Here is a 12,542-nt window from a genome sequence, read left to right as displayed (position 1 = left end):
ACACGACGGACTCCAGCCACAAGCGACCATGGAAGGTTGAAGGTGTCATTCTACGTACGCGCCAAATCCGTTGCCACGCACCGATTGCCCCAAGATTGGACGCTCACGCCTGGATCTGATCGAAGCGACCCGTCTAAGGACGTCGTGGTGGTAGAACACACCCCACGCCACAAGGTTGATCGGCGCTGTGACTTCGTCTATACGCCCTCACGGAAAACCCCGAAGGCGATGGCTCTGATCGCCGATGTCGTTCAACGGCGGCGTGGACGATCGACAGTTCCGGATCACCAACTCGCTGCGCGGTTCTGGCTGATGACAGGCCATCTAGCGGACCATGAAAGTGCCCCGACGGAAACCACGGCAGTACACGGTAGGTGGGACTGCGATGCTGTAGGTGAAGCGGACACGAGACGGAAACATCATGCACAGCGAAAAGGACGATCCGGAGATCGTCCTTGGGGTGTTACTGGTACTCCCGAGCGGATTCGAACCGCCGTTACCGCCTTGAGAGGGCGGCGTCCTAGGCCACTAGACGACGGGAGCTTGTCGCTTGAACCTCCGAAAGCATACATGAGCGTGGAAGGGTCGTTCAACGGGGTTATCCGCGCGGATCGAGCCCGGCGAATGCGCTGGTCACGCGTCAGCGGGACCAGACCTCGGCCATGGAGGCGAAGGCCGTCGAGGTCGGCTTGCCGTCATCGGTGACGAGCGGCACACCGTGCACCTTCTGCCCCGCGACGCTGATCGAGGCACGGGCCATCGGCATGAGCACGAACGACAGGCCGTGCGCCACCCCGTCGAGCCTGAAGTCACCCGTGGCGAACACGCGGCGGTCCAACACGCCGTCGGCGGTCAACGCGACGTCCGCCGCGATCACGCCGAGCCTGCCGACGCGCATGTCGAAGTCGAAGTTGACGGGCGTGATCTCCGTCGGAGTCGCCTCCCACGCGAGACCCGCCGATTCCGGGAAGTGGCGGGTGAACCCGTCCCGCAGCCAATCGCCCAGCTCGGCGTCGGTCGTCAAGGTGCGCACCCGGCCGTCCTGCCACAGGATCACGGCGCGCCCCGCCCCGTGCGCCGACCACGTCACGTCCCACACCGACGCGAACGCGGTCAAGGTCTCACCGTCGAAGAGACGCAGGATTGGATTGGCCCCCACCAGAATCACCGTCGATGCCATGACGAGATCCTACGGACCGGACACGACGATGGCACCACCCATTTCGCCACCTTCTCGTCGCGGCCATGGCGTGGACGACGTGAGCGCGAAGCACCGCTAAGGTCTCGCGACATGGCCACGTTCACTCAAGCGGCGCCGCACGTGTACGTGCTGCGGTACCCGGTCCTCGACGTCAACAGTGTCCTCATCGTCGGGTCGGAGCGGGCGCTCCTCGTCGATACTCTATCGACGGACGCGCAGGCGCTCGAGCTCGCCGCCGCGGTACGGACGGTCACGACGTTGCCGATCGACATCCTCAACACGCATGGACATTTCGACCATGTGCTCGGGAATCGCGTCGCGGCGAGAATGCTTCGGGCGGAACGAATCTGGGCACATCCGACCGTCATCGAGACGTGGACGGCGCGCACGGAAGCTGCACTCACGGACGCCGTCGCGGTGTGCGCGTCGCTGGCTCCCGAGATCGCGGGGAACGTCGGGGCGACCGTTCCGTTGGCGCCCACCGAAGCGCTGACGGAGCGGGTGACCATCGAGCTCGGCGGAGTCTCCGTCACGGCATGGCATCCGGGGCCGGCGCACACCGACGGTGACCTCGTGTTGTCCACAGGGGAGGTGTTCCTGGCCGGGGATCTGGTGGAAGAGGGCGCGGACCCGGACACGTCCGGTTCCGATGTCGCCAACTGGGTGAACATCCTCGATGGACTGTTGCCGTCCATGCCGGACGTGATCGTGCCCGGCCATGGCGCCTGCGTCGACCCGGGTTTCGTCGCACGCCAACGCGACGACCTACGCCAACTCCTGTTAGGCCCAGCGAAACACGTGGTCCATTCAGGCCTATAGCCATTTCCTGCCGCACGACCTCCGGGTGCCTCGCGGCGTTTCAGCGTTGCCACGCGTACCCCAGCCAACGACGTCAAGCACCGGGAATGCAGCGGAACCCATGGGACGGATCCACAAGACCCCACAGCGACAGAGACCACACCCCGTCGTTAGAAGTCGATGCGCTTCGACGCCTACTCAACCGCCTCGGACGTGGACAGCGCGGGCAGGACCTTCTCGGCGTGCGCGAACATCCCATCCACATTGGTGATTCCGGCGGCGTCGATGAAGTCGTCGCCCGGCTTCGCCTCCAGCGTCAACCGCTCGCCGTCGAGCCACGTCGCGTCGAGGGACAGGCGCCAGGAGTGCAACAGCGTTCGCGTCTGCGGATCCGGCTCGAAGAGCGGATCGCCGACGATGGCGTGACCGATCCACGCGAGGTGCACACGGATCTGATGCCGTCGACCGGTGACCGGCCGCAGCGCCAGCAAGGTGTGCCGCCGATTGCGCCACAGGACCACGAAACGCGTCAGCGACGGGTACGAGGTCACGTCCGAGTCCACCGGGACCGTCCAGGTGTCGCCCTCGCGGACGATCGCGTCGCGGCGACCCGCGACCCGCACCCGGTTCTTGCGCCCGACCGACAACGGTAGATCGATGACGCCGTGGTCCGGAACGTCCCGGCTCGCGGTGACCGCCAGGTAGGTCTTGTCGACGGTCCGCTGCTGGAACTGCCGCGTCAGCGGGCCGTGCGCGGGCAGGGTGCGGGTGAACAGGATCAGCCCGGAGGTGGCCTTGTCGATGCGGTGCACCGGATACAGCGTCTCCCCCGCCTCGGCCGCCATCCGCACCAGGTCGGTGCCGTGCCGCTCCCCGGTTACGCTGATTCCCACGGGCTTGTTCAGCGCCAACGCATCCGCGTCATCCACAATAGCCAGATCGGCGCACATGCGCCGCCACTCCCCTGTACTGCTCACCACGGGAGTCTACGGGAGCACTCGATGAGGCACCGTGTCGTGAGCCACGGCTCGTCATTCGAGCAACGGCTCATCGGCGAAGACCGACGGCGACAAACCACGAAACATGGGTGACGATCGGGCCAAGCGTCGCCTATCGTTTGCGGATGGAGCTGCTTTCCGTGAACATCGGCCATCCCCGTGACAACCCGTGGGATGACGCACTGAGCAAGACCGGCATCGACAAACGGGCGGTGTCGGGGCGGGTCGCGGTGGCCGCGCCGGGACCGATCGGGACGGGCGCCGTCGGCCTCGCCGGAGATCGAGTGTTCGATGTGGAGTTCCACGGCGGCGACGACCAGGCGCTGTACGCGTACGCCAAGGAGGACTACGACTACTGGGCCTCCCGCGTCGAGATCCCCTTGCACCCGGGGATATTCGGAGAGAACCTCACGACCGGCGGTCTTCCCGTCTCGAACGCGCGCATCGGGGATCGGTGGCGAATCGGCTGTGACGTGATCGTCGAGGTATCGACGCCGCGAATCCCCTGTGGAACATTCCGGGGCTGGATGGACATCAAGGGCTGGCTGCGGACGTTCACGCTCGCTCAACGCCCGGGAACGTACCTGCGGGTCATCTCACCGGGCACCATCGGGGCGGGCGATCCGGTCGCGATCGAGCTGCGCCGCGACCACGAGGTCACGGTCGCCCTGGCTTTCGCGGCACTGACGACCGACCGCCCTCTCCTGCCTCGACTGCTCGCGGCCCGGGAATGGTTGCCGCAGAACGTCATCGAGAAGGCCGAATCCTATGTGGCGGACAACCCGGTCTCAGCCGACGTCGAATAGGACGAGGCGGGTGCGGTCCGCGGCCGAGCGCAGTTCGTCGGCCGTCGGAGGTCGATCGGCCGGCAGTCCGAGATACAGACGGGACGCGGCGCGCGGACCCGCATGATGGGCGTACGCGGCGAGCAGGCCCGCGATGTCCTCCCTGCCGTCGTGGGTGTCCGCGCTGACGGTGTACTCGCGACCGACGAGCCTGATCGCGACATCGCGCCCGGCGACCCGCTTCGACCACCCGGTGCCTCGGCTGAGGACCATGAGCCGTCCGTCGGACATGCGCAGGTATCGCAGCGGCAGCGTGTACTGCCGTCCGGTCGTCGATCCGTTGTACGTCAACAGGAGCAGGCGACGACTGAGCACGCGGTGGAACGGCGAGCGCAGGATGAGTTTGATGATCCCGTTGAAGCGGCTCAGGTGCCGCAGGGCCTTGTTGCGTTGGGGGTCGACTCGATCGGCGGTACTCGCCTCAGTGTTGTCCACAGTGAGCCCTTCGCTAGCGTGCGTCCCGGCGACCGGTAATCGATCACCTACGGCCCTTCCAGGATATCGACTGACGTGCGGGATTCGCCACCGCGAGACACTTCAAGAATGGCGGGCTTCGGATCTCACGGCGACGGCGCCGTGGGGAGGGAGTCGGGGNCGCGTGGTGCTGCGGCCCCGACGGGATTCACGATTGCAGATCTTGCAACGCTTCCACGATTGCTTGCTGGTTCTGCTGTTCCGCGTACTCGATCAACACGTCATGCAGTCCGGAGCGCGCCACCGGATCGACCTCAGTCCATAGCCGCGCCACGACATCGGCGACGCTCATCGGCTGGTACGCGTCCCCGAGGACCTCGCCTGAATGACAGAGCACGTTCGACACTTGAACGAAGGTCTCCGCGACGGTCCTGAGGGTCGGGATCTCCTTTTCCGCGAGTTGATGGGCCGAAATCTCATCGGAGTGGTTCAACCACCATGCCGTCGCCTGCAACGGATCGCGCAGAAGCCCGACCAGTCGCTGGATCTCTTCTTGTTCACGTTCCCAGCGCCAATCGCCGAACTTCGCGAATACCGTGGACTCCTCGTAATCTCGAACGAGGGCTTCCAGGTTCCCCGGCACGGTCACCTTCACCTGTGTGGCCCGGGCATGAACGTCCGGGTTGGAGGTGCGTCGGACGGCGTCGAGCTCGATTTCCAAGAGACCCGCCAGTTGGTCGATATCAGCCGGCGACATGCTCTCGCTTATCGCAGAGGCCCGCTGCCGTACCGATTCGGTGGCGAGAACTCGTGGGTCAGCGCGCTTGGGCGTTCCCACCACGATGCGATATCGAATGACGGCGCTGAGGTCGAACGGCAGTCCGTCGTACTTGCTGGGCACTCGGAGTCGGGTCGGATTGGTTTCATCGTCACCGCCGCTCTCGTACTCCTGATGTCGCGGCATCTGCGGGGGCGGCATCGGATACTCGACGCGTAGCGGCCGGGAACGCCGGAACAGTCGACAGATTCTCATGCGGAGACCTCCTGACCTGGGTGCCGTAGGACGGGCGGTCCGCATTCGCGGATGGCAGTGAGTGCCCGAGTGAGACGCTCCCGTTCGACCGGAGATGGAACGGCGGAGAGGCATTGCTTGAGCGCATGGCAAAGGACGTCATAGCGCCGTTGACTATCCCCAATAGATCCGGCGAGGTTGACGATCAACCGTTGTTGCTCTCCGCCGGAATCGCCAGCAGCCAGCAGAACCGCGCCGACCACGCCCTGGACGTCGATGTCAAGCACGTCGATGAGTTGTCGCCACAGGAGTCGGCCGTTCTGAAGTTTGACAAGATCGGCGATGGATTCAGGTTCCATCGCCAGCCTGGCGAGTGCGTCCTTGGCGCGTTCGGGCGCCCTAGCGTCGCCCTTGGCCCACGTGGACATGACCGCCGCGAGTTCCGCGAAGCCGATGCGATCCGCGATCGACCGCAGCGCCTCCGCCGCAGCCGCGCGAACCTTCACTTCGTCACCGCGCATGAGGTGTTTGAGCCGAGTGAGTGCGTTGTGCGGGTATCGCTGTCCGAACTCGCCGGCACAGATCTTCGCGACCACATACTGCCGGTCGACGTTTCCGTCATGCGCCCACTGCCAGAGCAGGCGCCGAACCCGACGGCCCAAGGCGTCATGAATCGCGGCACGGCCGAGGAAGCGCACTGCGGCGTCTCGTCGTCGATCTCGAATGTGAGACGGCGGCCCCTCCTCCGCGGCGAAGGTCCGCACCAGAGGATTGCCGAGATCCGTCACGGTGTCCGGTTCCCGCACGCACAACCCGATGAACGCGTCGACGGTCGTGTCGAGATCGTAGAAATCGGTTTGGTCGACGAGCCGAATCCACCAGTGGAGCAACAGTTTCCGCAGCCTCGGGAAGGTCTGCCATACGTATGGCAGCAGTGCGGTCGCGTAGCCCGGACGGTTGAACTCGCCGCTGCCTGGATCGAAGCCGCTCGACCGCAGCGGCTTCAATCGGATGTACGGGCTCTCCTGCAGCAGCGGATGCACCGGTTCGGTGTCCAGTTTCGCGAGCTCGTGTAGAGCGTCTGCTGCGGCTGTGATGACGCCGGGTTCGCAGCCTTGATACACGGCGGCTCCAAGGTAGAGGCAGCGGCGCAAAGCGTCCGGCCTCGCCCCGATCTCTTCGTCAAGCTGAACGCGCCAGTCGTCGCTGACATCGCGCAGCGCGGCAACCAGGGCGCTTACGCTGGGGCTGTCGGTGCTCAAGCTGATCGCTGATCTGGCGAGCCTGGCCGCTCTGGGCGGACGAGCCTCACGAAACCGTTCCGCCATCACGTCATCGGCCAGCACATAGTCGACGATAGATGGATCCAGTCGACCCATGGTGTGACGGCGAAAGACCTGTTCGCCCTCTGGGCCAACGAGTTCGCGAAGTGCGCCGGGTACAGCCTTGGCGAACTCGACGACCGAGGCCGGTTGAATGAGGACAACGAGATAGCTGTCCGCATCAACGAGCGCTGGGAAGATAATCCCCAGTTCGCCGCACACCCCGGTGACGACGTTCCTGTCCTCCTCGGTGAGATCGACGATGAGGGCGGTATCGGTGTGGGCGGCGACGGCGTCGCCGAGTTTGATTTCGTTGGATTCGAGGATCACCCGCGCGGCACGCAGGCTCGAGGGCGCCTGACCAGTCTCGATCAAGTGGTGCACCAGGTATCGAGCTGTCGTCCGCTGACCGGATTTCGGCCGACTGGACAACACGATCAACCGCTCGCGAGCGAGTACGGAGACGAGCGCGTCGGTATCCGCAGGTGGGACCGTGGTCTCGGCCTCGGCCGCAAGCGCCTCACGGTTTCGCCAGTCGGCGCGCAACCGATTGGGTTCGGTTGGCTTGCTTCCGAAGTAGTTGTGATTGTGAACATCGCGGGACGCTGTTTGGGTCGTCTGGTTGATGTCACGACCGGCGCTCGATCCGTCGACGGCGTTGCTGTCGGTGCCCGCCCTCGGCTGCGGAGCGGGTGCCGATACCGGACCGGGAATGGGCTCCGCCACGGACAGACGTCGGATCAACAAACGTTCCGGACCTGGATTGGCCTCGTGGTTGTCGGCGTTCATCAGGAATCACCCGCTTCGGGGCCGAAGAACCGGCCATGGTGGCCGCGCTGGTTCGTGCTGGCGTACTTGTCGCCGTGGACGACGTCAGAGCTCTGGTTGAGATCCCTTCCGACGTCGGTGTGAGAGACGCTGTTGTGGGAACCGTGATCGTTGACGGTGGTCGAGTTGTCCTGGTCCCGACCAACAGCGGTCACATCACCGCCAGCATGACCGACGTTGACCGCCGCCCCGGTCGAATCCGAGATGGACTGGCTCGGAACGGCGGGCGTCGGATCCGAAATTTCGGCCGGTGTGTCCGACTCCGTCGGCGTAGGAAGGTCGGAAGTCGGCTGTACGCCCAGCAGGCCGTGGCGCAGGAGGTCTCCCGACATGGTGGGGACGTGCAGGTAGGCCGTCCCGCAGAAGTCCTTGGCTTCGATCGCAACCGGCGTCGCGACGAACTCCTCCTCGAAGCGCGCGGCGTATCCAGTGCGAACCGCTTTCGCCATCACGCTTTCGGACAACGCCGCGACCAGGCATGTCGCGTCCGGATTGGACCGCTTCAGCAGCACTCGCAGGGCCTCGCAGTCGACGAGTCGGTGCGTGTCGATCATGGTCACCCCGGGAGGCCCGTCCAGCCGAAGATCCTCGATCATGTCAACCGGACCGGTGTTGAGACTCATTCGCAGCCGCAACCGGATGCCCTCACCCCGCAGGCGGTCGTTGAGTTCGCGCAGTTCGGCTTGGAGCGCGTACATGTAGCTGTTGACGACGAACGGCAGCATGCTCTCGTCGATGCCTACGATGTATCCGTCGCCTGTGGAGTCCGGGAAGCGCCGATCGCTCCACAGCTCCGGCGCGCCGCAGGCGTTGGCGGCGCTTTCCAGAACACTGGGGATCTCTCCGACGAGACGACGCTGTTGCACGTCGTTGTACTTGCTGAAGCCTTCGGCGTCGACCACCATGATGCCCATGCTCGGCGGCAGGTGTCGGACCTTACCCATGGCGAAGTTCATATTCGTCTCCTGTGTTGTGTCGAAGCCGTCATCGCGGCTTCGGGAAGTGCGGACACGACAATGCTCAGTCGACGGACAGTTACGAACTGGGAAAGATTTCCCACATAAGGACATGATGACGATCACATTCCGCTGGGGAGGATCGCGGCGATGCGCTCTAGATCGCGAATGTCTACTTTTGATCGTCTAATGGTGATCAATCCTTCGGCCTTCCAGTCGGACAGGACCGTTCCCACCGTCCGCCTCGACAGGCCGAACGACTCGGCGAGCTCCTCCTGCGTCATCGGCACGACAGGTGAGCCACCACCCGCCTCCGCCATGGCGACGAACAACGACGCGAGCTTGCGGGCTGGGGGCTGATTGGCAAGGCGCCACGTCCGGCTGCACGCCTGCCGAAAGCGATCCGCCCAGTAGTTCCACAGCATCGGCATCCACCCGAACTCCGTGGCCAAGCCGGTGAACTCATTGAACGGGATGATCCGCACGGTGAGCCGTTCCAAAGCCCACACCGTCGCAGTCCTCGGCTCGTTGTCGGCACAGGCGACCTCCCCCACCAGGTCACCGGCACCGCGAATGGACAGCAGTGCCTCAGTCCCATCCGGAGCCGCGTACGTCACCTTCGCCCGCCCGGAGAGCAGCAACACGACACTCGAGCCCGCGTCGCCCTGCCGCAGTACCGGTTCGCGAGGTTGGAAAGTCTTGCCATGGCCGACAGTCCGCAGCGTCGCCCACTGGGAGGGGGTCGCGAAGGTGCGGATTCCTCGGTGGGTTGTGGGATCGTTACCGATATTCTCCATTGTTCTTTTCTAGTCGATAGCCTCATACCGTGAGTGATGGCAATGTGGAGACAAACGACGTGGTGGAGCGCGAGCGATCAACGTGGGCGGGGAAGGCGGACTTCGCGGGGATCTACACGGCCCCCGACCCCCGGCCGTACTACGCCGCGCTGAGAGAGCTCGACTACCGGCTTCCCGAGCACTCCGTGGCGGCGTTTCGCCGCGTCATCGCCGCGATGCCGGAGGACCACGTCGTCATCGCGGACGTGTGCTGCTCCTACGGCGTGAACGCGACGATTCTCCGTCACGCACTGTCGCTATCCGATGTGTACCAATACTTCGCGCGGCCGGTCGCCGACGACGCGCTCGCCGTCGATCGTTCCTTCTTCATCGCGAACCGGGATTCGGGGGCGCCGTCGATGATCGGTGTCGACTCCTCGGGCCCGGCGATCGACTACGCGGTGCGAACCAGCCTCATCGACGAGGGCTTCGCCGAGAACCTGGAGATGGACGAGCCGAGCCCCGGTCTCGTCGCCGCGCTCGAGGATTGTCGGCTGATCACGGTCAGCGGTGGCATCGGGTACATCTCGCCGCTGACGCTGACCCGCCTCGTCGAGGTGATGCCGCGTCCGCCGTGGATCGCGGTGACGGTGCTGCGTCAGGTGCCCTATCAACCGTTCATCGACGCCTTCGCGGAGTACGGCCTCACGACGCGACGCCTGGGTCGACCATTCCGGCAACGCCGCTTCGCCGACAACGCCGAGCGGGACGCCGCGGTCGCCCGGTTGGAGGAGCTGGGTCGCGACCCGAATCCGGACGACGGCTACTACTACGCCGAGTGCTTCGTGTCTCAGCCGCTCGAAGCGGAGGGTGACGCACCGACGCGAGACTAAGGCCCGCCGCGTGACGTCCAGGCGGCACCTCGTGGCGTTGTCGGCGGCGGCCGCGCCCCGCTCCGGCGCGCCAGAAGCGTCGAGAACACCGGAGCACTCCGCCGTGCGAACGTTCCGCCTAGCCTGCGCACACCGGGAGAGTAGTGAACGCACCCCCGGCGGGGTGAGGATCGGAACGCGGCGCACAATCCGAACTCCGAATCGAAACTGGAGGAATCGTGATCACGCCCCCACCCCGCCGTGTCGCCAACGACCTGACCGAAGCCGAGTTCATCGCGTGGTACGGGCCGTGGAACCCCATGTCGATACCGGAGATCGTCGAGCTGATGTCGGGCTCGCCGGTGCGGTGGTGGATCGCGGGTGGCTGGGCGATCGAGTTGGAGACCGGGATCTCGCGCGACCACGACGATGTCGATCTGGCGATCAACGCCGATGACCTGGCAGCGTTCCGAACGACCGTGCCGGACCTGCACCTGTGGGAGGCGCACTCGGGCAGCCTGACGCCTCTGCTGCCCGGAAACGAACTTCAGGAGGGTCGAGAGCAGTTGTGGGCTCGCGCCGGCGCGACGGAGCCGTGGCGCCTCGACCTCCTATTGTCCCCAGTGGATGGCCAGGAGTGGGTGTTCAAGCGCGACCACGCCATCCGCATGCCGCTCGACCAGGCGCTGCGGACGACGGCGGACGGCGTTTCGTACCTCGCACCGCACATCGTGCTCCTCTACAAGGCGCGGCTGCTGCGCGACAAGGACCGCGCCGACTTCGCCGTCGCCGTGCCGCGGCTCGATGCCGACGAACGGGCGTGGCTCGCCGACGCGTTGACGCGGCACCTCGGTGACCACGAGTGGATCGACGCTCTGGGCTGACCAACGACAAGCCACCGCCGGTGCCCCGTGCGGAGACCGAACGCGGCGGGACAGGGGCTTATCCGGGCAGCGACCAAGATCACGGCGGCGAAGCCTTGGAGAAACGACGGGTAGGGCTTTGGCTGGGTTTCGACCCCTCGTGAAACCAGCCCGTCAGGAGCGCCCGTGTCCGCCGTCGGCACCCCTCGCCTCGCCGCGCCCGCAACGCGCGGCGTTGTGCTCATCGTCATCGCGTCGTTGTTCTTCGGCGTTTCCGGGCCGCTCGCGAAGGGCCTCATCAACGCGGGACTGACGCCGGTGGAGGCGACGTGGCTGCGCATCGCGGGCACGGCGGTACTGATGGGAATCGCGGCCATCGGTCCACTGCGAGTTGCCCGGAGGCTGCCGTGGTGGGAGTTGGTGGCGTTCGGGCTGGCGGCGGTGGCGGGCGTTCAGGTTTTCTACTTCGTCGCCGTGTCACGGCTGCCGGTCGGCATCGCGTTGCTGCTGGAGTTCACGGGGCCGATCCTCGTTGTCGCGTGGATCGCGCTCGTCCGCCGGACTCGGCTGCCGAAGTCGGCCGTCATCGGTTCGCTCGTGAGCCTCGCCGGTCTCGCGATCGTCGTCCAGGTGTGGACTGGCGTGCGGCTGGACACCTTGGGTTTGGTGGCCGGTGCCGCCGCTGCCGCATGCCAGGCCGGTTATTTCCTCGTCGGAGAACGCCTGACGGGGAAGGTCGACACGCGGGTGATGCTCGCTGTCGGGTTCGGGGTGGCGGCGGTGGCGTTGCTGCCGTTGGCGCGCCCGTGGTCCCTGGACTGGGCGGTGCTCACGGAGTCGGCGTCGTTGGGTGGCTGGTCGACGAGCGCGGGCATGTTGGCGGCGATGTTGATCGGGGCGACGGCGTTGGCTTACGCGGCGGGGATTCCGGCGTTGCGGTTGTTGTCGGCGCCGGTCGCGGGGGCGATGGCGTATCTGGAGGTCGTCGTCGCGACGGTGGTGGCGTGGTTGGCGTTGAGCGAGACGCTGTCGACGGCGCAGGTGGTCGGTGGAGTCGTCGTCCTGGTCGGGGTGTATCTCGCACAGCGGTCGGTGACGGCGCCGAAGCCGGTGGCGCCTGTGGTCGACGACGATCACAGTGTCGTCTCAGGTGCCATCGGGTAGCGTTCCGCGACTTCGTTTGTGGAAAGGGGTGAGGTCGTGGCGGTGGCGCAAGCGGTATCGGGGCGGGCCGACCGTGTCCGGCGGCCGGCGGTGTTGGGGGCGGCGGCCGTGACGGCGGCGGCGGTAATCGTGCTCGTCCTAGACGTATACACACTGGACTGGCCGTTGAGTCCGGCGACGCGGACGATCAGCGAGTACGTGTTCGGGCGCCTGCGGTGGCCCTTCTACGCGTCGGCGTTGCTGTTGGCGGGTGGGTCTTTGCTGGTGTTGACGGCGGCGATGCGGTCGGGCTTGGCGCGCTGGGGCTCGGCCGCGTCGGTGGCGATGCTCGTGTGGTGTTTCGGCCTGGTCGCGGTGGTGTTCTTCGAGAAGCACGACTGGTCGGTGGGGCCGTCGATCTCCGGCTATGTGCATCAGGCGGGGAGTCTCGCGGCGTTCCTGGCGATGCCGATCGCCGGGTTGTCGCTGGGTCGGGCGGCCCGTGGGGACGGGG

At 65.8% G+C, this 12,542-nt stretch carries 13 protein-coding genes and 1 tRNA gene; 6 read left to right on the top strand and 8 right to left on the bottom strand.

Going from position 1 to position 12,542, the window contains the following annotated elements; translation table 11 throughout:
• Positions 1 to 467: 467 nt before the first annotated feature.
• Both ACM9NP_RS20825 and ACM9NP_RS20820 read right to left on the bottom strand, forming a co-directional pair.
• Positions 468 to 543 (bottom strand) — tRNA-Glu (locus ACM9NP_RS20825).
• A gap of 97 nt (positions 544 to 640) precedes the next feature.
• The gene (locus ACM9NP_RS20820; RefSeq protein ID WP_415648442.1) at positions 641 to 1,180 is read right to left on the bottom strand and encodes a hypothetical protein; all 540 of its coding nucleotides are present in this window, start codon (positions 1,178 to 1,180) and stop codon (positions 641 to 643) included.
• Between the two features lie 111 nt (positions 1,181 to 1,291).
• Between ACM9NP_RS20820 and ACM9NP_RS20815 the strand changes: the two genes are divergently transcribed.
• Positions 1,292 to 2,020, top strand: coding sequence for an MBL fold metallo-hydrolase (locus tag ACM9NP_RS20815; protein ID WP_415648441.1), 729 nt, complete (start codon positions 1,292 to 1,294; stop codon positions 2,018 to 2,020).
• A 173-nt stretch (positions 2,021 to 2,193) separates the two neighbouring features.
• On the opposite strand, the gene ACM9NP_RS20810 is transcribed toward ACM9NP_RS20815, so the two are convergent.
• On the bottom strand, positions 2,194 to 2,976 hold the full coding sequence (locus tag ACM9NP_RS20810; protein ID WP_415648440.1) for an RluA family pseudouridine synthase: 783 nt from the start codon (positions 2,974 to 2,976) through the stop codon (positions 2,194 to 2,196).
• 146 nt (positions 2,977 to 3,122) lie between these two features.
• Here ACM9NP_RS20810 and ACM9NP_RS20805 point away from each other — a divergent pair, with 146 nt between their 5' ends.
• Positions 3,123 to 3,803, top strand: a complete 681-nt coding sequence (locus ACM9NP_RS20805; RefSeq protein WP_415648439.1) for an MOSC domain-containing protein — start codon at positions 3,123 to 3,125, stop codon at positions 3,801 to 3,803.
• On the opposite strand, the gene ACM9NP_RS20800 is transcribed toward ACM9NP_RS20805, so the two are convergent.
• The 5 genes from ACM9NP_RS20800 to ACM9NP_RS20780 form a co-directional block, all read right to left on the bottom strand.
• Positions 3,786 to 4,277 carry a hypothetical protein gene (locus ACM9NP_RS20800; protein WP_415648438.1) on the bottom strand — a complete coding sequence of 164 codons (492 nt, stop codon included), beginning with the start codon at positions 4,275 to 4,277 and terminating at the stop codon, positions 3,786 to 3,788. The two genes, ACM9NP_RS20805 and ACM9NP_RS20800, sit on opposite strands and share 18 nt — an antisense overlap.
• A gap of 187 nt (positions 4,278 to 4,464) precedes the next feature.
• A complete protein-coding gene (locus tag ACM9NP_RS20795; RefSeq protein ID WP_415648437.1) occupies positions 4,465 to 5,094 on the bottom strand; it encodes a hypothetical protein in 630 nt (209 codons plus the stop codon).
• 191 nt (positions 5,095 to 5,285) lie between these two features.
• On the bottom strand, positions 5,286 to 7,379 hold the full coding sequence (locus ACM9NP_RS20790; protein ID WP_415648436.1) for a hypothetical protein: 2,094 nt from the start codon (positions 7,377 to 7,379) through the stop codon (positions 5,286 to 5,288).
• Entirely contained in the window at positions 7,379 to 8,362 is a 984-nt protein-coding gene (locus tag ACM9NP_RS20785) for a hypothetical protein (protein ID WP_415648435.1), read from the bottom strand. The genes ACM9NP_RS20790 and ACM9NP_RS20785 overlap by 1 nt, the downstream gene beginning before the upstream one ends.
• 134 nt (positions 8,363 to 8,496) lie before the next feature.
• A complete protein-coding gene (locus ACM9NP_RS20780) occupies positions 8,497 to 9,171 on the bottom strand; it encodes a Crp/Fnr family transcriptional regulator (protein ID WP_415648434.1) in 675 nt (224 codons plus the stop codon).
• A 29-nt stretch (positions 9,172 to 9,200) separates the two neighbouring features.
• On the opposite strand from ACM9NP_RS20780, the gene ACM9NP_RS20775 reads away from it, so the two are divergent.
• From ACM9NP_RS20775 to ACM9NP_RS20760, 4 genes are all read left to right on the top strand, one after another.
• Positions 9,201 to 10,043 (top strand): hypothetical protein, encoded by an 843-nt coding sequence (locus ACM9NP_RS20775; protein ID WP_415648433.1) that lies wholly within the window; start codon positions 9,201 to 9,203, stop codon positions 10,041 to 10,043.
• A 218-nt stretch (positions 10,044 to 10,261) separates the two neighbouring features.
• Positions 10,262 to 10,906 (top strand): nucleotidyltransferase domain-containing protein, encoded by a 645-nt coding sequence (locus ACM9NP_RS20770; protein ID WP_415648432.1) that lies wholly within the window; start codon positions 10,262 to 10,264, stop codon positions 10,904 to 10,906.
• Between the two features lie 165 nt (positions 10,907 to 11,071).
• A complete protein-coding gene (locus ACM9NP_RS20765) occupies positions 11,072 to 12,049 on the top strand; it encodes an EamA family transporter (protein WP_415648431.1) in 978 nt (325 codons plus the stop codon).
• A gap of 36 nt (positions 12,050 to 12,085) precedes the next feature.
• Positions 12,086 to 12,542, top strand: a 457-nt coding sequence (locus tag ACM9NP_RS20760; protein ID WP_415648430.1) for a DUF998 domain-containing protein, incomplete at its 3' end; no start/stop codon positions are given.

This window comes from Stackebrandtia soli (assembly GCF_965137155.1).
Classification (GTDB): domain Bacteria; phylum Actinomycetota; class Actinomycetes; order Mycobacteriales; family Micromonosporaceae; genus Stackebrandtia; species Stackebrandtia soli.
This window is presented reverse-complemented; position numbering and strand designations above follow the sequence as displayed.

Bases quoted from the DNA above. Each gene is read 5' to 3' on its own strand.
- ACM9NP_RS20820 (WP_415648442.1), bottom strand. From the start codon at position 1,180: ATGGCATCGACGGTGATTCTGGTGGGGGCCAATCCAATCCTGCGTCTC.
- ACM9NP_RS20805 (WP_415648439.1), top strand. From the start codon at position 3,123: ATGGAGCTGCTTTCCGTGAACATCGGCCATCCCCGTGACAACCCGTGG.
- ACM9NP_RS20785 (WP_415648435.1), bottom strand. From the start codon at position 8,362: ATGGGTAAGGTCCGACACCTGCCGCCGAGCATGGGCATCATGGTGGTC.
- ACM9NP_RS20815 (WP_415648441.1), top strand. From the start codon at position 1,292: ATGGCCACGTTCACTCAAGCGGCGCCGCACGTGTACGTGCTGCGGTAC.
- ACM9NP_RS20780 (WP_415648434.1), bottom strand. From the start codon at position 9,171: ATGGAGAATATCGGTAACGATCCCACAACCCACCGAGGAATCCGCACC.
- ACM9NP_RS20790 (WP_415648436.1), bottom strand. From the start codon at position 7,379: ATGAACGCCGACAACCACGAGGCCAATCCAGGTCCGGAACGTTTGTTG.